General features: G+C 59.2%; 20 protein-coding genes and 1 riboswitch. Of the genes, 5 read left to right on the top strand and 15 right to left on the bottom strand.

The genetic code is table 11. From position 1 onward, the window contains the following. Positions 1–32: 32 nt before the first annotated feature. Both QP970_RS04170 and QP970_RS04165 read right to left on the bottom strand, forming a co-directional pair. The gene (locus QP970_RS04170) at positions 33–845 is read right to left on the bottom strand and encodes a 3-methyladenine DNA glycosylase (RefSeq protein ID WP_410756183.1); all 813 of its coding nucleotides are present in this window, start codon (positions 843–845) and stop codon (positions 33–35) included. Positions 846–912: 67 nt separating this feature from the next. Beyond that, complete coding sequence (locus QP970_RS04165; protein ID WP_284869699.1) at positions 913–2,220, bottom strand: DEAD/DEAH box helicase; 1,308 nt, start codon at positions 2,218–2,220, stop codon at positions 913–915. 229 nt (positions 2,221–2,449) lie between these two features. Here QP970_RS04165 and QP970_RS04160 point away from each other — a divergent pair, with 229 nt between their 5' ends. Next, positions 2,450–3,979 (top strand): SLC13 family permease, encoded by a 1,530-nt coding sequence (locus QP970_RS04160; protein WP_284849594.1) that lies wholly within the window; start codon positions 2,450–2,452, stop codon positions 3,977–3,979. A gap of 63 nt (positions 3,980–4,042) precedes the next feature. Here QP970_RS04160 and gnd read toward each other — a convergent pair whose 3' ends face one another. Further along, a complete protein-coding gene (gene gnd, locus QP970_RS04155) occupies positions 4,043–5,494 on the bottom strand; it encodes an NADP-dependent phosphogluconate dehydrogenase (RefSeq protein WP_284869698.1) in 1,452 nt (483 codons plus the stop codon). Between the two features lie 59 nt (positions 5,495–5,553). On the opposite strand from gnd, the gene QP970_RS04150 reads away from it, so the two are divergent. Continuing rightward, on the top strand, positions 5,554–6,009 hold the full coding sequence (locus QP970_RS04150; protein WP_239268073.1) for a PaaI family thioesterase: 456 nt from the start codon (positions 5,554–5,556) through the stop codon (positions 6,007–6,009). A gap of 2 nt (positions 6,010–6,011) precedes the next feature. Here the strand turns inward: QP970_RS04150 and corA are convergent, their stop codons facing one another. Then, positions 6,012–7,085, bottom strand: coding sequence for a magnesium/cobalt transporter CorA (gene corA / locus QP970_RS04145; protein ID WP_284869697.1), 1,074 nt, complete (start codon positions 7,083–7,085; stop codon positions 6,012–6,014). Between the two features lie 116 nt (positions 7,086–7,201). On the opposite strand from corA, the gene QP970_RS04140 reads away from it, so the two are divergent. Next, on the top strand, positions 7,202–7,804 hold the full coding sequence (locus tag QP970_RS04140) for a class I SAM-dependent methyltransferase (protein ID WP_284849596.1): 603 nt from the start codon (positions 7,202–7,204) through the stop codon (positions 7,802–7,804). Between the two features lie 4 nt (positions 7,805–7,808). On the opposite strand, the gene QP970_RS04135 is transcribed toward QP970_RS04140, so the two are convergent. The 4 genes from QP970_RS04135 to QP970_RS04120 form a co-directional block, all read right to left on the bottom strand. Then, positions 7,809–9,344, bottom strand: coding sequence for a bifunctional hydroxymethylpyrimidine kinase/phosphomethylpyrimidine kinase (locus QP970_RS04135; protein ID WP_284869696.1), 1,536 nt, complete (start codon positions 9,342–9,344; stop codon positions 7,809–7,811). Next, entirely contained in the window at positions 9,337–9,966 is a 630-nt protein-coding gene (gene thiE / locus QP970_RS04130; protein ID WP_284849598.1) for a thiamine phosphate synthase, read from the bottom strand. The genes QP970_RS04135 and thiE overlap by 8 nt, the downstream gene beginning before the upstream one ends. Beyond that, positions 9,963–10,787, bottom strand: a complete 825-nt coding sequence (gene thiM, locus QP970_RS04125; protein WP_284849599.1) for a hydroxyethylthiazole kinase — start codon at positions 10,785–10,787, stop codon at positions 9,963–9,965. Before thiM ends, thiE begins: the two co-directional genes overlap by 4 nt. Continuing rightward, a riboswitch (TPP riboswitch) is annotated at positions 10,775–10,870 on the bottom strand. Its footprint overlaps the gene before it by 13 nt. 103 nt (positions 10,871–10,973) lie before the next feature. Further along, positions 10,974–12,326: an NAD(P)/FAD-dependent oxidoreductase gene (locus tag QP970_RS04120; RefSeq protein ID WP_284869695.1), complete on the bottom strand. Its 1,353-nt coding sequence runs from the start codon at positions 12,324–12,326 to the stop codon at positions 10,974–10,976. A 204-nt stretch (positions 12,327–12,530) separates the two neighbouring features. Between QP970_RS04120 and QP970_RS04115 the strand changes: the two genes are divergently transcribed. Then, the gene (locus QP970_RS04115) at positions 12,531–13,844 is read left to right on the top strand and encodes a class I SAM-dependent methyltransferase (protein WP_239268087.1); all 1,314 of its coding nucleotides are present in this window, start codon (positions 12,531–12,533) and stop codon (positions 13,842–13,844) included. A 5-nt stretch (positions 13,845–13,849) separates the two neighbouring features. Here the strand turns inward: QP970_RS04115 and QP970_RS04110 are convergent, their stop codons facing one another. The 4 genes from QP970_RS04110 to QP970_RS04095 all read right to left on the bottom strand — a co-directional run bounded on the left by QP970_RS04110 (position 13,850) and on the right by QP970_RS04095 (position 16,607). Continuing rightward, a complete protein-coding gene (locus QP970_RS04110; RefSeq protein WP_239268089.1) occupies positions 13,850–14,755 on the bottom strand; it encodes a Dyp-type peroxidase in 906 nt (301 codons plus the stop codon). A gap of 637 nt (positions 14,756–15,392) precedes the next feature. Next, positions 15,393–15,557 (bottom strand): hypothetical protein, encoded by a 165-nt coding sequence (locus QP970_RS04105; protein ID WP_284853931.1) that lies wholly within the window; start codon positions 15,555–15,557, stop codon positions 15,393–15,395. Positions 15,558–15,560: 3 nt separating this feature from the next. Beyond that, positions 15,561–16,262: a YceI family protein gene (locus QP970_RS04100; protein WP_284853930.1), complete on the bottom strand. Its 702-nt coding sequence runs from the start codon at positions 16,260–16,262 to the stop codon at positions 15,561–15,563. 3 nt (positions 16,263–16,265) lie between these two features. Then, positions 16,266–16,607: a hypothetical protein gene (locus QP970_RS04095; protein WP_284853929.1), complete on the bottom strand. Its 342-nt coding sequence runs from the start codon at positions 16,605–16,607 to the stop codon at positions 16,266–16,268. A 127-nt stretch (positions 16,608–16,734) separates the two neighbouring features. Between QP970_RS04095 and QP970_RS04090 the strand changes: the two genes are divergently transcribed. Beyond that, the gene (locus tag QP970_RS04090; RefSeq protein ID WP_005279221.1) at positions 16,735–17,112 is read left to right on the top strand and encodes an RNA polymerase-binding protein RbpA; all 378 of its coding nucleotides are present in this window, start codon (positions 16,735–16,737) and stop codon (positions 17,110–17,112) included. A 78-nt stretch (positions 17,113–17,190) separates the two neighbouring features. Here the strand turns inward: QP970_RS04090 and QP970_RS04085 are convergent, their stop codons facing one another. The 3 genes from QP970_RS04085 to QP970_RS04075 are packed head-to-tail and all read right to left on the bottom strand — an operon-like array spanning position 17,191 to position 20,225. Then, a complete protein-coding gene (locus QP970_RS04085) occupies positions 17,191–18,090 on the bottom strand; it encodes a polyprenol monophosphomannose synthase (RefSeq protein WP_284853928.1) in 900 nt (299 codons plus the stop codon). Between the two features lie 14 nt (positions 18,091–18,104). Next, positions 18,105–19,622, bottom strand: a complete 1,518-nt coding sequence (gene lnt, locus QP970_RS04080) for an apolipoprotein N-acyltransferase (RefSeq protein ID WP_284869694.1) — start codon at positions 19,620–19,622, stop codon at positions 18,105–18,107. Then, a complete protein-coding gene (locus QP970_RS04075; protein ID WP_284869693.1) occupies positions 19,623–20,225 on the bottom strand; it encodes an FxsA family protein in 603 nt (200 codons plus the stop codon). Between the last annotated feature and the right edge of the window lie 42 nt (positions 20,226–20,267).

Below are 20,267 nucleotides of genomic sequence, written 5' to 3'. Positions count from 1 at the left end.
AAACTCCCGAGCCAGCGCATGATGCGTTTAATCTAGTGTAACTGGCAATAAGCCCTTTCCATTACTGCGACAAGCCGCTCGCGCAGCGGTTGCGCTCGCTGCGCGAGGCCCCGTTGACGGTTGACATACGTCGCCTTGCCCTCTGGTGTTTCAATAGGAACTACCCCAAGGCCCCAATTACGGCAATCGTACGGGGAGGCCTCCATGTCAAGGATGCGGGCATCGATAGCCAGATCCAGGCAATCGAGGAAGAGATCACCTGGGACCAGGGGGCCGAGCTTCCACGCCCATTTATAAAGGTCCATGGTCACGTGCACGCAGCCTGCTTGGTCATTGGCAGGTTGATCCTCACGGTGGAGCACCGTCAGATTGAGCGGGCGCGCCGGCAGAGTAAAGAAACGGAACGCATCATAATGCGAGCACTTTAGGGAATGAGTATCAACGACGCGGTTGGTTCCTTCTGCGCCTAAGCGCAGCGGGAGATCATGGCGTGGGGAATCGGTGTGGTAAACCATCGCCCATTCATGCAGACCAAAGCAATCAAAGTGCACCGGGTTGGTGGCAGAGCGCCGCAGCAGATCCAAGATATAGTCAATCGAACTTCCGCGCCGTTGCATATAGGATTCCACGTCCACGGTGATGCCGTCCGCAGTCTCGTGGTAATCGCGCCAGCTAGCCTGCGGCGCGTTACCCTTGAGCGCCGTGTCGATGCCCGGGTGCCAGCGCTTTAGGTGCGATGGGCGGACAGGGTAGTACTCAAAGAGGAAATCAAATACGGGATGATAGCTGCCCGGATGGCGAAACCTCTCCAGGCGGTCCGCCGCCCTACGCTCGTGCTCATTCATGCGGGTTGTCCAGTCAGCGGTAGATAAAACCTGCACGCGCGAATCCTCCTTTCTATTGTGCTAGCGCTTAGCGACGCCGCCCCTTACCCCTCCTGGCTCCACCAACCTGCCGCTTTTGTTGGCGTGGGGGTTGATTCTTTTGTTGCTGGCTCGCGCCGTTAGACCCGTCTTGGCCCGGCGGTGGAAGGGCCGGGCCGTGCGGCTTGCGGGCACCGGTGACCGTGCGCAGCTCAGGAGCACCGGCCGGATTTTCGCGGTGGGAAATATCGTGTTCGGTAGCGCTCACACCGGCCTTCTTGATGAGGGTAGCTACCTCTGAGCGCTGTTCATCGGTGACCAAGGTAACCACCGTGCCTGTTGCACCGCCGCGCGCAGTACGCCCTGCGCGGTGGAGGTAGGCCTTGTGTTCTGCAGGCGGATCCACGTGGACGACGAGTGAAACGTCTGCAATATCGATGCCGCGCGCCGCGATATCGGTGGCAACCAGGACTGGAATGGAGCCATCGGCAAAGCCAGAAATGGCGCGGGTGCGCGCGCCCTGGCCCTTATCCCCGTGCAGTGGATAAGCGTTAATGCCGGCACGCCGAAGCTTTTTCACCTGCCTATCCACGCCGTGCTTGGTACGCATGAACATGATGGTCTTGCCTGCGCGCGCGGCGATGCGCATAACCACCTCGTTGCGAGCGGGGCGATCACCCACGAAAAACAGGTGGTGCGACATCGAATCCACCGCTGCGGCAACTGGAGCAGTGGAGTGGATCACGGGATCGTGCAGGAATTGCTCGACCAGCTTATTAACATCCCCATCGAGGGTCGCAGAAAAAAGCAGCCGCTGACCGGTGGGTGGGGTGTAGTTTAAAAGCTTGCGCACCTGGGGAAGAAACCCCATATCGGCCATCTGGTCTGCCTCATCCAAGGTAGTGATCTGTACCTTGTCAAAGGACAACTTGCCTTGTGCGATGAGATCCTGAGCGCGACCAGGTGTGGCGACTAAGAGGTCCACTGGACGCGCCAGAGAGCGGATGTGGTGGTTGATATTGACGCCGCCGACCACCGCGAGAACGCGCAGCCCTAATGCGGCGGCGGGTTCATCGAGGCGTTGCTGGATCTGCGTCGCTAACTCGCGGGTGGGGGCGAGCACGACCGCGCGGGGCTGGCCCGGGGTAGAGGCGCCCGAGCCAGCCAATCGGGCCAATGTGGGAAGCCCAAAGGTAAAGGTCTTTCCGGAACCGGTAGGCCCGCGGCCAAGTACGTCTTTGCCTGCGAGTACATCCGGGATGGCTGCGGCTTGGATGGGAAATGCTTCCGTGATTCCTTGGTTGTGTAGAACGTGAACCACGCGCTGAGGTAAGCCGAGTTCGGCAAAAGTAGTCATCGTTGGGCAATTCTAACCGGTGGGTGCGCAAAATCCTGCATCGGGCAGCGCACGATTGGTGGACCACCGTACAAGTGAGAAATCCCATAGCAAAAATAGGTCCCTACTTTAGGTATTTCACTGGTTATTACCTAACGTGGAAGGTGGTGCTGGGAAGCACGCAAGATTTATTCCTCCACTCACCGGCCCCCCTCCAAGGGCCACACCGAACTGTTAAGGAGTCGTCTCCATGGCTCAAGCACAAGCAACCGCAGCCAGTTCTTCTTCCCACTCCTCGCCGCAGGAATCTACAGAACCCACGAAGAAGGAGAAATTTCACCTTGATGCCGTGTGGTTCGCGCTGGCCTTCCTGGCCCTAGCGGTCGTCTTACTTATCCCGATTCCGGGACTCGACTGGCCCGCTAAAGTGGCCCTAGGCATGCTGGCCTTTGCGGTGATCATGTGGGTGACCGAGGCCGTGAGCTATCCGGTGAGCGCCTTGCTGATCGTCGGCCTTATCTCCCTACTTTTGGGGCTCGGGCCGGATCCAGAATCCGATGGTATCTACGGCACCTCCAACGCCCTCAAGGTCGCGATGGCAGGATTTTCCTCGTCTGCGGTAGCGCTTGTGGCCGCGGCGCTAATCTTGGCCGGAGCGATGCAGGCTACGGGCCTGCATAAACGGATTGCGCTGTACGTGCTGAAGATCGCGGGGGAGAAGACCTCCCACATCGTTATCGGCGCCATCGCGATCGCCATCATCTTGGCCTTCTTCGTTCCCTCTGCCACCGCGCGTGCGGGCGCCGTGGTGCCCATCTTGCTCGGTATGGTGGCCGCCTTCGGCCTATCCTATGAGTCGAAGTTGGGCGCCTTACTCGTCATTACCGCAGCGCAGGCCGTATCGATCTGGAACGTGGGCATTAAAACCGCAGCCGCCCAAAACCTCGTGGCGGTGGGATTTATTGAGGATCAAATGGGGCAGTCGGTCTCCTGGGGGCAGTGGTTTATCTGGGCCGCACCCTGGTCCATCCTGATGTCCGTTGCGCTGTACTTCATCATGCGCGCCGTCATCAAACCGGAAACGGAACGCATTGAGGGAGGAAAGGAGCTCATCGCCAAGCAGCTAGAGGACCTCGGGCCCACCTCACCGGAAGAGAAAAGGCTTATCGGGTTTTCCCTCCTCCTGCTCTTTTTCTGGGCCACGGAGGGACTACTGCACCCGATTAGCTCGGCCGTCATTACCGCGGTGGCCGTCGCCTTGATGCTGCTGCCCAAGATCGGCGTATTTACCTGGCCAGAGGCACAAAAGTCCGTGAGCTGGGGTACCCTCATCGTCTTTGCCATCGGCATTTCCCTCGGCTCGTTCCTGCTGGATACGGGCGCCGCAACGTGGCTTTCAGAAAAGACCTTTGGGTTAATGGGCCTAGACTCGCTGCCGATTCTCGCAACGATTGCGCTGGTATCGCTGTTTAATATCCTGATCCACTTGGGCTTTGCCTCGGCTACGTCGCTGGCCTCCGCGCTCATCCCGGTCTTTATTGCCTTGGCCGCCACGCTGGATGTTCCCAACGGCGGCATCGGCTTCGTGGTCATCCAGCAGTTCGTCATCTGCTTCGGATTCTTGCTGCCCGTCTCGGCGCCGCAGAACATGCTGGCCTATGGCACCGGTGCCTTTAGCACCAAGCAATTCCTTCGTTCTGGTATCCCGCTGACCATCGTCGGGTACCTGCTTATCCTGCTGCTGTCTGCCACCTATTGGTCGTGGCTCGGCTTGGTCTAACACCAGGTACTAAAAAAGGGGAGGACCTGCACCGTGCAGGTCCTCCCTTTTTATTTGCAGTACTTAGTCCACCTGCGTCAGGCTGCGGTCGCCGGACCACTCGACGTGGAAGGTGCCGGGCTTATCGGTGCGCTTGAAGGTGTGTGCACCAAAGAAATCGCGCTGGCCCTGAATAAGGGCGGCGGGCAGGCGCGTGGCGCGCAGGCTATCGTAGTAGGACAGCGAAGAGGCAAAGACCGGGGCGGGCAGGCCCATCTGGCTTGCCGCGACGACGACGCGGCGCCACGGTTCGATGAGGTCTTCCAGCTCGCCCTTGAAGTAGGGATCCAGGATGAGGGCGGGAAGTTCTGGATTATTATCAAATGCCTCGCGGATGCGGTCTAAGAACTTGGCGCGGATGATGCAGCCGCCGCGCCAGATGGTGGCCAGATCGCGCGGATCGACATCCCAGCCGAATTCGGCTGAACCGGCCTTGATCTCATCGAAGCCCTGGGAGTAGGCGATGAGCTTGGCGGCATAGAGGGCGCGGCGAACGTCTTCGATGAAGGCATCCTTGTCGATGTCGAAGTCCGCGTTCGTGCCTGCCGGAAGCTGGCCCTCCTGCGCGGCGGCGCGCTGCTGGCTAGAAGAAGACAGTGCGCGGGCAAAGACGGACTCGGCAATGCCGGTAATCGGCACGCCCAATTCGAGGCCATTGATCGCGGTCCAGCGGCCGGTACCTTTCTGGCCGGCGGCGTCCAAGATGACATCGACAAGCGGGGCGCCCGTGTCCGGATCCTTCTGGGCGAGTACCTCGGCGGTAATCTCAATGAGATAGGAATCCAGGTCGCCGGAGTTCCATTCCTTGAAAATCTCCGCGATTTCGGCCGGCTCCAGACCCGCGCCGTAGCGCAGCAGCTGGTAGGCCTCGCCGATGACCTGCATATCAGCGTACTCGATGCCATTGTGGACCATTTTGACAAAGTGGCCGGCGCCATCCGGGCCGATGTGGGTCACGCACGGGGTGCCATCTACCTCGGCGGCGATGGACTCCAGGATGGGGCCTAAGGTCTCCCAGGACTCAGCAGGCCCACCGGGCATGATGGACGGGCCATTCAGGGCGCCTTCCTCGCCGCCGGAAATGCCCGCGCCTACGAAGTGCTTGCCGCGCTCGGCCACTTCCTTTTCGCGGCGAATGGTATCCGTAAACAGCGCGTTGCCGCCATCGATGATGATATCGCCGTCATCCATGGCATCGGCAAGCTGATCAATGACCGCATCGGTGGCCTTGCCCGCCTGCACCATGATGATGGCCTTGCGGGGGCGCTCCAGGGAAGCGACGAAATCCGCGATGGATTCGGAAGGGATAAAGTTTCCTTCGTCGCCGTGGGCCTCAATGAGGGCGTGGGTCTTTTCCGGGCTGCGATTATAGACGGCGACGGTATTGCCATTGCGGGCAAAGTTGCGGGCGAGGTTAGAGCCCATTACCGCCAGGCCGACAACACCAATGTGCGCGAGTTCGTTCTTTTCAGTCATGGTGCCTATCCTACGTCACCGCCGCGCTTTCGCCGCGCTGGCGGCTAAGCTTAAAGACTATGTCAGATACCCAGATACTCAATGACTTACTTCATACCGCGCACACGCGCCTGCTCAACGAGGAAGAGCTGGAGGAACTAAATTCGGTCAACGGCGGGCTTGCTGAGTTCATCGGCCTTACCTTCGACCGCGTGGGCCCATCCGAGGCCCGCGCGCGCCTTACCGTGACTCCACAGCATCACCAGCCGTGGGGCGTGGCCAATGGCGGGCTATATTGCACCATCGCGGAAACGGTGGCCTCCCTTGCCAGCGTCGCGGCTGCCGATGCCCCAGCGATGGGGGTCAATAACTCCACGGACTTCATCAGGGCGACGGGGGAGGGCGAGCTAGAAGCCGTGGCCACCCCCATTCAATTGGGCACGCGCACCCACGTGTGGAGCGTAGAAATGCGCCAAGGAGACACACTCATTGCACGCACCACGCTGCGCACCATGATTCTGGCTGAACGAAGCTAGGGCTAGAGCCAGTGGTTTTTCCGGAACCACGCCCACAGGCCGCCGACGACAGCCACCATGATGATTATTGCCATGGGATAGCCAAAGGCCCAGTGCAGCTCCGGCATGATATCGAAGTTCATGCCGTAAATTCCGGCGACTAGCGTCGGCGCTGCCCACATACCGACGACGGCGGAGATCGTGCGCATATCGGAGTTTTGCTGCATAGTGACCTTGGCCACAGAGGCATCAATAAGCGAGGTCAAGCGTTCATCGAAGCTGGCCACCAAGTCATTGACCACGAGCTCGTGGTCGTAGACATCGCGCAGGTATGACTGGATCTGCTTAGAGATGAGATCCTTGTGATCCGAGACCATCGCCTTTAATGCCGCAGAGAGCGGGTAAATGGCGTGCTTCATCTCCAAGACTTCGCGCTTGAACATATAAATGCGGTCGACGTCGAATTTGAGGTTAGGGGTAAAGATTTCCTCTTCGAGTTCATCGACTTCATCGCTAATCAGGCGGGCGACCTCGGAGTAGCGGTCCACCATCATGTCCAGGATCTTCCAGGCCATGGCGACGGGGCCGAGCTCCACCAAGTCCTGCTCGTCTTCGACTGTGTACGCCAAGTTAGGCAGCTTTGCACCGTGGCGGACGGTAATGATGAAGTTAGAGCCCATGATCATCTGGATTTCGCCCGTCGAAATGATCTGGCGCTTATCTTGCACCTCATCGTGGTCGCGGTAATTCACCGAGCGGGCCACCACAAAAAGCTGGTCATCGTAGCGCTCTAGCTTAGGGCGCTGGTGGGCCATAACGGCGTCTTCCACGATGAGCTCGTGGATGCCAAATTGTGAGGCGATCTTCGTCATCTGAGATTCATAAGGCTCATGCAGGCCAACCCAGACAAACCCGCGGCCATATTCCGCCACGGTTTCCAGGGCGGAATGTGCGGAATACTCGCCGGGTAGGGCCTCACCATCGACGAAGACGCGGCAGTGCTCAATGGCGCGCTCCGCGGGAACCGGTGGGAAGGAGGGCTGACTAGGAGGCGTGGATTTCTTTCGGCCCCTAAAGGGCGTGGGTACGGACGGCATCGTTTCAGCCTCCTTTGCACGGTAGTGCGGATAGTAACGCAATCAAGTAGTAAAACGGTCCACGTTTTACGCAGCGGGTAAAGCTTACACCGACGGTGAGTAATATAATCGAATCTATGCCTACGTGGAAAGAAGTTACCGAAGCCAATCCCGCCCACTCCCATAATTTCGCCCGCAAATGGAAGATGCTGGAGGCGCAGGGCAAAGACATTCATGGGGAGGCCCGGCTTGTCGATGCCATGGTGGAGCGCAATTCCACCATCCTCGACGCCGGTTGTGGAACCGGCCGCGTCGGTGGGGAATTGCTGCGCCGCGGTCACAGCGTGGTGGGCATTGACGTGGACCCCATTTTGATCGAGCATGCCGAACATGACTTCCCCGACGGCGAGTGGTTCGTTGGGGACCTGTGCACGGAAGAGGTTCCCGAAGGCCCCTTTGACCTCGCCGTTTCTGCGGGAAACGTCATGGGCTTTTTGGCCGTGGACGGCCGCGAGAAAGCCCTGCGAAATATTTTTAACTCGCTGACCCCCGGCGGGCGCTTCGTCACCGGCTTTGGGGAAGGCCGCGGATGGGACTTCCAGGACTTCCTCGATATGGCGCAGAAGGTGGGCTACCGCATTGACTTCACGTTTTCTTCCTGGGACATGAAGCTATTTTCGGAGCATTCCACCTTCTTGGTCGCCGTGCTATCTAGGCCTGGTGCGGACCTCTTGGCCTAAGGCCTTAAAAGCGCCGGTCCGCTTGGTCGAAGAAATCGACCTCGTGGATGCTGGCGCTGATAAAGGCGCGCTCGGCGCGGGTCCGAGTGGCCTCATCCGCCTTCTCCAGGGTTTCCTCCACAATCTTGATGCTCTCGCGCACCCCGGCGAGGAAATCTTCGCCGCCGTAGACCTCCAACCAGGCATGGTAGGGGTGATCGGGCGAGTCGAATTCCGCCAGGTGCAAGCCCACCTCTGCATACAGCCAGTAGCAGGGAAGTACGGCCGCGATGCCGACGGCGTAGTCGTCCGTATGCGTAGAGCGGATGAGGAAATCCGTGTAGGCGCTAGTGACCCGCGATGGCGTGGTAGTAGCAGAATCCTTCAACCACCCGCGGTGCAGCTCAGCCTCCTCCGCGAGGCACTCATAGGCGCCTTGCGCCCAGTGCAATTGCTGTGCGGTATCCGGCGCTTGGCTGGCGAGGCGAGCCAGGGCCTTGGAGTAGGCCGCCAAGTATTGCGAATCCTGATCGAGGTAGAAGCTGAAAGCATCGTTGGCGAGTGCACCGGAACCCAGCTTCTGAATAAAGGGGAGTGCCTTTACCTCCTCCCAGTGTTCCGCCGCGATATTCCACAGGCGCTGCGTGTACGGGCCAGCGGCCGCAACCCGCGGCTGGTCTGGATTTTCTACCTCGTCCAAAGGCCCAGCCAGGTGAGGAAGCGGTACCGAGGACGCCGCCCGCATCAAGCGTTGCGAGCGGTGCAGGTGGTCTACCGGCCCGCTGCCCTTGCCGACGGCCAGCGCATCCGCATTGGCAATCGCCTCGTGCAGCCAATCCGTCGACCATTCGAGGGCGGTTGCGGCATCATCGCCGGCACCGAGCCGCGTTGCGAGGGCAGAGGAGAGGGAGCAGCCCGTGCCATGGGTATTCTTGGTCTGCACTCGAGCCGATTCCACGCGGTGCACCTTTCCATCCGGGGTGACCACTGCATTATCTGCAATCGCCGAGTCAAGGTGCCCGCCCTTGACGATGACCGCAGTATCCGCCTCCGCAGCCCATGCCTGCGCCACTTCGATGGCGTGGTCCAAATCCTTGGCTTCCTCCGTCTGCGTGAGTACGGCCAGCTCCTTGAGGTTGGGCGTGATGACATCAGCGCGGGAGCACAGATCGCGCACCGCCTTTTCCGCCTCGGGGGCCAAGAGGCGGTCGCCGCTGGTGGCCACCATAACCGGGTCCAAGACCACAGGGACGGACGGGTCAATGTGGTCGAGGAAGGTGGCCACGAGGTCGGTGATGTTGGCATCGGCAAGCATGCCGATCTTGATGGCGTCGATGTCTACGTCCTCGCGGACCGAATCAAGCTGCTCCTGGAGGAAATCCAGCGGCGGGACGTGGACGCTGCGCACGCCCTGGGTATTCTGGGCCACCAGCGCGGTGACCACGCTCATTCCATACCCGCCCGCGGCGGCGATGGACTTCAGATCGGCCTGGATGCCGGCTCCGCCTGTGGGATCGGTTCCAGCAATCGAAAGAATACGGGGATAGGTTCCTTTAGCCACGGTAGGCCTCCTTTAGGTTGTGTGCTGCGGCTGCCGGGTCATCGGCAGCCATGATGTCGCTGACCACGCAAATCCCTGCGAATTCGCTTCCGGAAAGTTCGTGGGCATTGTGTGCCTTGATGCCGCCGATGGCGACGGACTCGAGGCCGCGTTCGCGCGCCGCGGTGGCAAGGCGCCTGGCGGCCTCAGCGCCGATTCCCGCGGGTGCATTCTTCTTGGTCGCTGTCGAGTGAACCGGGCCAATGCCAATGACGTCGGGGGCTTGCTGCGGATCGATGGCGTCCAATTCCTGCTGCGTTCCCACCGAAAGCCCGATGAGCTTATCGGGACCGAGCAGAGCACGGGCTTGGGATAAGTCCATATCGTCTTGGCCAATGTGCAGGTGGCAGCCTACCCTGGCCGCGACCTCGGCGCGGTCATTGATAAAGAGCGGGACGTCGCCCAAGACCTCCAGAAGCTCGCGGGCGGTAGCCTCGACCTCCTCGTCGCTGGCATCTTTATCGCGCAATTGCACGACGGTCGCCCCGCCACGCACCGCCTCTTGCACGATGGGAACGACCTGGTCCCGCCCGCCGGCGAGGTCTGGGTCGGTGATGAGATACAGCGTCCAATCGATGTTCATGCTAGCCCCGCAACGTCCGCGACCTCGGAGGCAGAGATGCGCTCTTCGATGGCATCAGTGGTGAGCTCATGCAGCGCATCGAGCCAAGCAACCGCAAAGGAGCCAGGCGCAATAGATTTCTCCGCGGCAACGCTGCCCGCGGCCCCGACATGCGCATGCGCGGCGATGATAGCCGCGAATGGATCCTCCCACGCTGCCAGGTAAGCCGCGCAGATGGCGCCTATCGAACACCCCGTTCCGATGACGTTTTGCAGCATCGGGTGCCCAGACTCGAGGCTTACCGCACGCGGCGTTTCGCCAGCCTGCACGATGAGATCCGTGGGGCCAGATACGCCGATGACGGCCTCAGTTTCGCGGGAAAGTTTGAGTGCTGGTTCCAGCGCGGCCTCCACGCCATCGGTGGATTCCACGCCGCGCCCGCCGGCTCCGGTTCCAGCCAAGGCGATGATTTCGGAGGCGTTGCCGCGAATCGCAGTCGGGCCCTGCGGCAAGACTTCATGCATGAACTCGGTGCGCTTTTCCAGCCCGCCCGCACCGACGGGGTCAAGGACCCACGGGGTTCCGGCCGCGGTCGCACCGGCGATTGCCTCACGCATGCCTGAGTATTGCTCGGAATTCGGCGTGCCGCAATTGATGAGCACGCCGCTGGCGATCTTCGCAAATTCTTGCGACTCTTCCGGAGTATCGACCATGGCTGGGCTGGCACCGATAGCCAATAGTGCATTGGCAGAGATATTGCTGACGACCTTATTGGTCAAGCACTGAATAAGTGGAGCGGTTTCGCGCACCGCATCGTGGGCACGCAGAAATGATAAGTCCACAACAATCCCTTCGCTAGTTCTAACTAAGTGCAGGTTCGATGGGTTTTTCTCAGCCACGGTGCGTGGCACCCCATGTTGTAATGTCCAAGCCTAACAAAAATGGGAAAATAGGAACGAAAACCGCAAAAGCCGCCGCCCACAGCCCCGCAGGAGGGGAGTGGGCCGGCGGCCGGTGCCGAAGAAAGTTTAGTTCTTTTCTTCTTCTGCCTCGTCGATGAGGTTGCGGGCAATGCGCTGCTGGGTAGTAATTTCCAGGTTGCCTCGGTTGCGGGAGAGGATATTAGCTGCCCAGTTGACCAATACGGCCAAGCGGCTGCGCAGGCCAACGACGTAGGTCAAGTGCAGTGCCAACCAAGCCAACCAGCCTGGGAAGCCGGAGAACTCGGTCTTGCCCAGCTTCACGACGGCATTGAAGCGGGTCACGATGGCCATGGAGCCCTTGTCGAAGTACTCGAAAGGTTCCTTTTCATCGGCGGTGGACTCCTCGTCCACCTTGGTCTCGATGAGCTTGGCGACGTGCTCGCCGCCCTGGATGGCCACCTGTGCCAAGCCCGGCAGGCGGTTCAGGGACATCATGTCACCGATGATGTAGACGTTGTTGAAGTCACCAACGGTCATGTCATCGTTGACGGACACGCGGCCGGCGCGGTCAGCCTCGACGCCGGCCTGGTCAGCGACCATCTTGCCCAGCGGGGAAGCAGCAACACCGGCGGACCAGATCTTGGTTGCGCCCTCCAGGGTGACCTCTTCGTCGGTCTTCATGTTCTTGTAGGTCACGGAGTTTTCGTTGACATCGGTCACCATGGCGTTCAGGCGAACATTGACGCCTTCCTTCTCCAGGGTGCGCTGGGCACGGCGGCCCAGGCGCTTGCCAAACGGTGGGAGTACCTGTGGCGCGCCGTCCAGCAGGTAAATCTTAGCGGCGGAGGTGCCGTAGGTGGAGTAGACATCGCTAAGCGTGCGGTTAGCCAACTCAGCAATCTGGCCGGTGAGCTCCACACCGGTCGGGCCGGCGCCAACGATGATGAAGGTGAGGAGGCGCTCGCGCTCAGCGGGGTCATCGGTAAGCTCAGCTTTTTCGAAGGCCGAAATGATGCGGGAACGCAGCTCCAAGGCATCATCCAAGGTCTTCATGCCAGGTGCAAACTCCGCAAAGTGGTCATTGCCAAAGTACGACTGGCTGGAACCAGCGGCGACGACGAGAGAGTCATAGGAGTAGGTGCGCGAAAAATCATCGAGCTCGGCCGTAACCGTCTGGTCTTCCAAGTTAATGTCGGTTACGTTGCCGTTGACAAAGTCCACATTATCCTGGTTGCGCAGGAGCTGGCGGGTTGAGGGAGCAACCTCACCTGCGGAAATCATGCCGGTTGCCACCTGGTAGAGCATCGGCTGGAACAGGTGGTGGTTCTTCTTATCGATGAGGGTGCTCTCAACATCGGCGTTCTTCAACTTCTTCACAGTGTTAAGACCGCCGAATCCACCGCCAACCACGACAACGTGGTGACGGCTTCCGTTTGGACGATAAGGGGTATCAGTCATGGAATTAATGCGACCTTCCTCGAGAAAGCTTAATTTAAGTACCCGTATAGTGTAAACGCTCGTCACATAACGTGCATACTTGATACCCATTTACATGCGTTTCGGGTTTCCTTTCCTGCGGAGCGTCTTGACCGAAACCGCTCAGAAACTGGCTAAAATTAGCCCACACCGTGACCCCTTGCACCCAGGAGCGCTCCCCAAACCATGAGTTTTTCCACCCCCGAGCATTTACGCTCCATCGACGCGGAGGCATGGCCCAATATCGCGACCGTGCCATCGCAGCGCTGGGCGACTCTAAAATCCCGCCGGGCCGAGGCGGAATTTGCCAAGGCCTGCGATAATGCCGGCTTGGAGCTCGAACTCGATGCGGCGGGCGGCCCCGATTTGAAGGTAGGCCACGATGCGCTCTTCGAGCGGATCGCCGCTACCGGATGGTTAGGCTTTGCCGAAAGCTACATGGCAGGCGAGTGGACCGTCGAATCCTCCGCCCAATTGGTAAAGGTTTTGGGCAAGCTCCTACAGGTGGGATACCTCCCAAAGCCGCAGGGACTAAGCGTCCGCGATTCTGAGCCAGGGGAGCTGCCGCTCGATCTGGTGCGCCTCTATGCCGGCGATGGGTTGAGCCACGTCGGCGGGGTTTTCTCCAGCGGCGTGCCGACGACGATCCGGGAAACGGTCGAAAGCTTTAGCCCGAAAGCCGGCGGCAGGGAGCCGAAGAGCCACTTTGTCGATGTCACCACCGTCAGCGAGCCCACCAACGTGGACCGAGATGACTTGGGGGAGGCGCAGCGCAGGGCGGCAGATTGGCTTCTCGATGCCACCCGCACCGGCGCCGGTACCCACCTTCTGGTCTATCCCGCGGCCGGAATGCAGGCCGCGATACGCGCTACCAAGCGCCGCGCCACAGTAGACGTCCTGACCAGCGATGTTGAACAAATTACCCAGATGCGCGAGGCGCTTGTCTTTGCCGGAACGGAAGACTCTATCCACGTAGAGCGGATTCCGGATTCCGTTCCGAGCCCCAAACAGTGGCGCGGGCACTACGACGCGATTATCAGCGTGGAAAAGTTCGAGCAATTAAGCCCGCGAGAGCGCAAGGCCTATATCCGGGTCCTCGATCGCTTCCTTACCGCAAACGGGCGGGCGGCTTTTCAATCCACCGTGGCCACCGAATCCATGTCGGACGCGGCACGAGCTTCCCTGCAAGCCATGCGGGCCTATATCTGGCCCGGCCTCGACTACCCGCTGACCATGGATGTGCACCGGCTCGTGGATAAGAACTCTCACCTGCGCATCGTGTCCGAAACGCACGTGGGTAGCCACTATATTGAGTCCCTGCGTCAACAACGTTCCTTTTTCGATGGGCACCTGCGCGAGGCCGCCGCTGCCGGCTTTGATCCGGTTTTCCGCAGGTTATGGACCTTCCAATTCGCACTTCGCGAGGCGCTCATGACCCTAGGGATGATAGACTCCGTCCAATTTGGCCTAACCCACCGCAATCGCGGCGGGCGGCGTTAGGATTTTTATTGCGGAAGCTCGTCGAATTCGTCTAGCAAGTCAACGCTCGGGACGAAAAAGTTCGTACCGGTCAGGGCCGTGGAGAAGTCCAGGATCCGGTCGTAATTGCCTTCCGGATCGCCGATAAACATATTGCGCAAACGCTCGTTGATATCTTCTGGGTCTTTGGCATAGCCGATGAAGTACGTGCCCATCTCACCTGCGGCAAAGGAACCGAAAACCATATTCTCGCGGTAGATATCTTCCTCAAGGTCATTGAGGGCCACGTGGGAATTGGAGGGCTGCGTATCCTCATCGAGCTCCACGTCATCGGCCTTGGTGCGCCCGATAACGCGTTCTTGCTCTTCGGTGCTGATGCCGCTCCATTTATTGAGGTCATGGGTGTACTTTTGCACGGTGACGTAGGAGCCGCGGGGATAATCGGCGTCATCGGCAAGCAGCACTGTCTCTAGAGCTTCCTCGGGGAGGGGATTGGCGGTGCCATCCACAAAGCCTAGGAGGTCGCGCTGGTCCAAGTACTTGAAGCCCTGGGTCTCATCGATGACGGTGGCGGCATCGCCCAGCTGGCGCAGGACCTGGCGCGCCATCTCGTGGCAGAGGTCATAGGTATTCGCGCGGAAATGCAGCAGGATATCGCCGGGCGTGGAAGGTGCCTTGTAAGTGCCCTCGAGCGCCTCGAACTCCTTGAGCTTGTCCGGGCGGGGAGCGCTGGTAAGGCGCGGCCACATGGACGCGCCGATGCCGACGACCGTATACAGCTCGCCCTCATTGTGGCGGAAATTGACGGACTTGAAGGTATCGCTAAAAGCGGAGAGCATGTCCCGAGTGGCTTGCTCGCCGCCTTCCGCAATATCCAAGACCAGGAACAGGGCGGCGCGGGAAGGCTTTTTAACAACGCGTTGAATAGTCATGAGCTCCAGCATATGTGTTGGCCTTGGGCGTTGCACGTTTGGTGTATGTGGTGCTTGGGTGCTTGGGTTCGGGCGGGATGTGGATGCTTTGATGCGTTTTGACAAATAGTGGGCCAATTTAGGGCTTTTGGAGGGCACTATTTGTCAATTTGGAACATTTTGCGCTGTGAGTGGCTTGAACATTCTTATTTGACGGGCCTCGGCACGATGGGAGGGACTTCCACGGATCTAAAATGACATAATGTACATTATCGGACAATTATGGAGTTCTGCAGGTTAAGCTGCGGGCGGCTTGAGCGTGTATGGATTGCGTGCGATGCTGACTGCCGTGTTCGCGGTTCAGTCCGGAGCGTTGGCCGCCCTGCTTGTTTTGGATGCGGCGTGCTAAGGTTTGAAGGTTCCGCGGATAAGTTGGCCCAGACTTTGCCGAGATGCCTTTGAATACCTGAAGCGAGCCAGCCTTTCGAATCCGCTTGGGCTTACCTAGGGTGCCTAGCGAACAGCCCCAACAGCCTAAACGCCCAATTGTGTGGACGGGCGCCGATAGCGGGACTTTCCCGCTGCTGCGTTAAGGCGCTTGCTATACCCCGGTATTTAGTCACAGTGACGTTAATTAAAGGGGTGAAGCCTTGGTTCTCTATTGGTTTTTATAGGCACTCCATAGCTGCCAGATGGTTAATACCGCCAGCAATGCTGCAATCGCTGTGACTAGCCACATTTGCTGGACCGCGACGAAAATCGAGAAAGCTATGACGACTATAAGGCGGAACCACAGGGCGGAAATTAAGCGGCGAGAATTCACGGTTTAATCCTTGTTCAAGGAGATGCGCAGGTTGATCTCGCCGTCCTCGGCGACCTTAGCCGCCAGCATGTCTGGGGTTTCCACGTTGTAGTCCAGGCGGTTAATCGGAACGTCGCCGCCAATGACGATATCGTCACCGTCACGCAGGACATCGAACTCCTGGGTGATTTCCTGCGTCTTGTCCTTGATCGTAAGGTCACCGGTGAGCTTGACGGAGCCGATGGTGCCGTCTTCGGGGACATCGGCAAGCGAAGCGGGCTTGGTAAGCGTGAAGGAAGATTCTGGGAAGTCTGAGGTCTTAAAGAGCTTGGACTTCATGTTTTGGTCGCGGACTTTCTTGTCCGTGGTAAGAGCATCCATATTCACCGTGATGGTGGCGGATTCCAGCGTGGAATCGGAAATCTTCGCCTGACCGGTGACCTCCGTGGTCGACCCGGAGGTGGACGTCCTCTCCGCGGGCAGAACCTCGTCGAAGGTAAAGCCCACCGAAGTGTGGTTATCGGCGCGACCCTTGGCCACTGACCAGGAACCGTCGAGCGGAGTCGAGGCTGCCTTGGCGCCATCGGCAGTCACGGGCTCCGTCTTGACGCCGCCGCTTTTGAAAAGCGAGTACACAATCGGGCCGATCGCTACGGCGGTAAGCACGAGGATTAAAACCACGAAAATGGAAACAACAAGTTTCCGGTTATAAAAAAGCTTTTTCATCTACTATCGAAGTCCTTCTAAACGCCGAGCCAGCGAAACAAGCTCCTCACACAGACTGGAAAGCTCTTCCGCGCTCGCGCCTTCTTCCGCGGCGGTATGAATGTCTTCTGCGGAACACCGCAATTCAAAAAGGCCGTCGCGCAAACCTTGCACTTTATCTGGGCTTAAGATTACTGCATCGGCAGGAATATCCGTGCCACTAACATTGTTTCTTTGTTCATAGGCACGCTGTTTGCACGAGGCGCTGCAAAACTTACGTGGTCGTCCCCTACCGCCTTGGTCAATATCCTTTCCACACCATTGGCAGGAACCGACATTGCTTTCACGACTAGCTGTACGGATCACTCGATACACTTTAGTCCATTAAACGGCGGGCTGGGAACAATACCGCGTGGGTGTTCGTTATAATAAATAGCTCTTAGGCGAAACTATCGCCGTCAATCAGGGATCTCTTTGAAAAGGATGATGTTGCATGGCAGATCGCGTACTCCGTGGCAGCCGTATGGGTGCAGTCAGCTACGAAACTGACCGCGACCACGACCTCGCACCGCGTCAGATGGTGAAATACCGCACGGACGATGGTGAGATTTATGAGGTGCCCTTTGCACATGAGGCAGAAATCCCTGAAGAATGGATGTGCAAGAATGGCAAACTGGGCCACCTCGTAGAGGGCGAAGGCGTGGAAGCTAAGCCCATCAAGCCACCGCGCACACACTGGGATATGCTGCGGGAGCGTCGCTCCATCGAGGAGCTCGATGAGCTTTTGGAAGAGCGCATTAACCACCTGCGCTCCCGCCGTCGGACCGCTGCTCGCCTCCTCAAGGAGCAGGAACAGCAGAAGAAGTCTTAAAGGCTCAAGCGGAATTAATTAAAGCCCGTACCCTGACCGCCACGGTGGCGTTGGGGTACGGGCTTTATGCTGCTTAGATTACTTCTTCTTAGTCAGCTGGCCCACCTGGTGCTTGACCAAGTATCCCAGCTCATTGGCCAAGTTGGTGGCCCAGCCCACACCGTTGCGGGCCTTCTGGCCGGCATTGTGAACAGAGCCGTATTTGATCTCGTGGTCCGCCAGCTTGGACATCTCGCCGGCAAAATCCTTCACCTGCTCCGCGCGGTGGGCCACGCCCCACTTGGTTACCTCGAAGAGGGAATCCTTGACAAAGGAACCATCCAGCTTGGATTCGCCGTACTCGCGCTCGGTGAAGGTGATGGGCACCTCGCGGATATCGTATCCAGCCTTGACCGCGCGGAAGGCCAAGTCCACTTGGAAGATGTAGCCGGCCTTGGACAGCTCGTCAAAGTCGATGTCTTCCAACAGCTCGCGGCGGAAAGCGCGGTAGCCTGCGGTCATATCGGACAGGTCGGTGCCGAGCGCGAAGGAGATATAGAGGTTGCCCAAGCGGGACAGGTACTCGCGGGATGCCGGCCAGTTGACGGTCTCGCCGCCTGGCACATAGCGGGAGCCGATGACGAGGTCGGCGCCCTTGTCAATCTCCTCCAGCAGTAGGTGCAGCTGCTCTGGGGCGTGGGAGCCATCAGCATCCATCTCACAAAGGACCTGGTAGTCGCGCTCCAAGCCCCACTCGAAGCCGGCGATATAAGCGCCCAAGAGGCCGCCCTTGCCCTCGCGGTGCAGCACGTGAATGTGGTCATCTTCTGCAGCGAAAGCATCGGCCTTCTCGCCGGTGCCGTCGGGGGAATTATCATCCACAACGAGGATGTGAACCTCTGGCAGCGCCTCGCGGACGCGGCCGGTAATCAAGGGCAGGTTTTCAATCTCGTTATACGTTGGGATGATAACCAGCGTCGCAGAATCAAGAGTGCTCACAGTAATTAATGCTCCTACTTTTCTTTAGCGCCGTCACCGCGAGGTGTACGACCCAATCGGTTGATACGCACGGCAATGAGTGCGCAGACGGTACCAATAATAACCATCAGCCACTGCATGAGCGAACCGTAGCGCACCGAAAATGTTTCACCGGTTTTCAGTGGCAGGCTTTCTACCAGTGCCGCGGGCTCAAAGAGCTCCGAGGATTGGCTCACGCTGCCGTCTGGGTGCACGAGTGCGGACACCCCAGAGGTGGCTGCGACCACGACGGCGCGGTCGGTTTCGAGCGCCCGCAGCCTGCTCATGGCCAGCTGCTGGTAGGTCATATCGGAAAAGCCGAACGTAGCGTTATTGGTAGGCGTCGTGAGAATCTGCGCGCCGTTGTTGACGGATTCGTGGAAGGCGTTATCGAAGGAGACCTCATAACAGGTCGCCACACCTACCGCGACGGAATTCATGGAGACCACACCGGGCCCGTCCCCTGCCTTGAAATCCCCGGCGAGGTCGACGTAGTCCGAGAAATGCGCGAAGAAGTCCCGCATGGGCATGGTTTCACCGAACGGCTGTAGGTACTTCTTATAGTGATGGTCGCCCACGCCGTGGCCGGGGGTAAAGACCTGCATGGTATTGCGCGCGCCCACCTCATCGCGGGTGGCGGTGCCAACCAGCACTGGCGCGTCAATGGCATCGACGGCCCCGCTAATGGCTTGGGCCGCTTCGCCGTCGCGGAAAGGGTCGATATCGGAAGAGTTTTCCGGCCAGATCACCAGATCTATATCGTCTTCGCGGCGGGCTAGCTTCTCCGTTTCCTGGACGTGGTTATTCAGCACCGCCCGCCGTTGCCCGGCGAAATCTAAACCACTGCGCGGCACGTTGCCTTGGATGGCGGCTACCTTGGTATCGCCGAACTCGGTATCTGCGGGATCGATACCGCGCCCAGCCGCGAGTCCTGCAACTAGCGGGAGGATGAGCGCGGCGCCAGCGGCTACCTTTAGCCGCCCGCCGCGCAGCAACAAGCCAGCCAGGCCGCAGGCGCACAATGCCGTTGCCACCGTGATCATCGAGGTCCCGCCCCACGGGGCGAGATTGGCTAAGGGCCCTTCAATTTGCCCCCACGCCAGCTTGACCCAAGGGAAACCGCCAAAGGGCACAGAGGAACGCAGGACCTCAACGGCGAGGTACACGAAGGGAAAGACCAGAAATCCATATCGCCATCGCGCCACTGCGGCCCCGAAGATACCCAAAAGGATGGCATAGACCGAAAGCCAGATAGCAAGCGCCGCATAGGGCACGGTCCCCACCAACTCGCCAATCCACGGCAGGCTCAGCAGGTACAAGACCAGCCCGTGCGTTACCGCCAAAAGGGCGCCTACGGATCCGCGCACCTGTCGCCCACGCCACGGCATCAGGCTCACATACAGCAGGGCGATGCCGATAATCGCGCCCCACCACCAGCCGCGCGGCTCAACGGCGGTAAAGGTCAGCGCACCAGAAATGCCCGCTATGACCAAGCGAGCGAAAAATACCGCCACTTATTTTCCACCCTGCGAACCATCATCGCCGCCACGGGGGCCGAAGTCATCAGGGTCTAGGTTCTCGGACCAGTTGCGCAGCTCTTCCTCATCAATTACCTCGTGGGAGTCGCTCTGACCAGATGACTGGCCAAAGGATTGCCCCGCTGCTTGCCCAAAGGAACCAAAGTTGCCATAGCTATCGTGCTGCTGCGCCATGGGCGATGCCTCGTAAATGCGCACCCCCAAATTCTCCACCTTGCGATAGATGGATACGGCCATAACCTTGCGAAACAACGACCGCGTTGGGGCAAAGATGAGCAGAATCCCCAGAAAACTGGTCAAGAACCCAGGCAGGGACAACAACATGCCACCGGCCAAAGTCAAGCCCACGTTGCCGGCGGTTTTTCCTACATTGTCATCGCGCACGTAGTAGGTCCCGTCACCGGCCTGCTCTACTTGTTTACCCATCAACCGGCGCACCTCAATGCCAGCGATGGACATGCCAAAGAACATGGTGATGAACAGGGCAATGAGCGCCCAAAAGACGCCAATCCACTCGGCGACGGCCCAGAACGCTAAGGTTTCCGCCAGCATATAGAGGACGAGATATAAAAACGGCATAACTTTCAGTTTAACGAGCAATGCTGGCGATATGCTGGCAAC

This window comes from Corynebacterium sp. MSK073 (genome assembly GCF_030232085.1).
In the GTDB taxonomy this organism is placed as follows: Bacteria; Actinomycetota; Actinomycetes; order Mycobacteriales; family Mycobacteriaceae; genus Corynebacterium.
The sequence above is the reverse complement of the archived record's forward strand: the minus strand, read 5'-3'. Positions and strand labels throughout refer to the sequence as shown.

Excerpts from the sequence above, each read along its gene's own strand:
- QP970_RS04170 (WP_410756183.1), bottom strand. The coding sequence starts at position 845 with ATGAATGAGCACGAGCGTAGGGCGGCGGACCGCCTGGAGAGGTTTCGC.
- QP970_RS04165 (WP_284869699.1), bottom strand. The coding sequence starts at position 2,220 with ATGACTACTTTTGCCGAACTCGGCTTACCTCAGCGCGTGGTTCACGTT.
- QP970_RS04160 (WP_284849594.1), top strand. The coding sequence starts at position 2,450 with ATGGCTCAAGCACAAGCAACCGCAGCCAGTTCTTCTTCCCACTCCTCG.
- gnd (WP_284869698.1), bottom strand. The coding sequence starts at position 5,494 with ATGACTGAAAAGAACGAACTCGCGCACATTGGTGTTGTCGGCCTGGCG.
- QP970_RS04150 (WP_239268073.1), top strand. The coding sequence starts at position 5,554 with ATGTCAGATACCCAGATACTCAATGACTTACTTCATACCGCGCACACG.
- corA (WP_284869697.1), bottom strand. The coding sequence starts at position 7,085 with ATGCCGTCCGTACCCACGCCCTTTAGGGGCCGAAAGAAATCCACGCCT.
- QP970_RS04140 (WP_284849596.1), top strand. The coding sequence starts at position 7,202 with ATGCCTACGTGGAAAGAAGTTACCGAAGCCAATCCCGCCCACTCCCAT.
- thiE (WP_284849598.1), bottom strand. The coding sequence starts at position 9,966 with ATGAACATCGATTGGACGCTGTATCTCATCACCGACCCAGACCTCGCC.
- QP970_RS04120 (WP_284869695.1), bottom strand. The coding sequence starts at position 12,326 with ATGACTGATACCCCTTATCGTCCAAACGGAAGCCGTCACCACGTTGTC.
- QP970_RS04115 (WP_239268087.1), top strand. The coding sequence starts at position 12,531 with ATGAGTTTTTCCACCCCCGAGCATTTACGCTCCATCGACGCGGAGGCA.
- QP970_RS04110 (WP_239268089.1), bottom strand. The coding sequence starts at position 14,755 with ATGACTATTCAACGCGTTGTTAAAAAGCCTTCCCGCGCCGCCCTGTTC.
- QP970_RS04100 (WP_284853930.1), bottom strand. The coding sequence starts at position 16,262 with ATGAAAAAGCTTTTTTATAACCGGAAACTTGTTGTTTCCATTTTCGTG.
- QP970_RS04090 (WP_005279221.1), top strand. The coding sequence starts at position 16,735 with ATGGCAGATCGCGTACTCCGTGGCAGCCGTATGGGTGCAGTCAGCTAC.
- QP970_RS04075 (WP_284869693.1), bottom strand. The coding sequence starts at position 20,225 with ATGCCGTTTTTATATCTCGTCCTCTATATGCTGGCGGAAACCTTAGCG.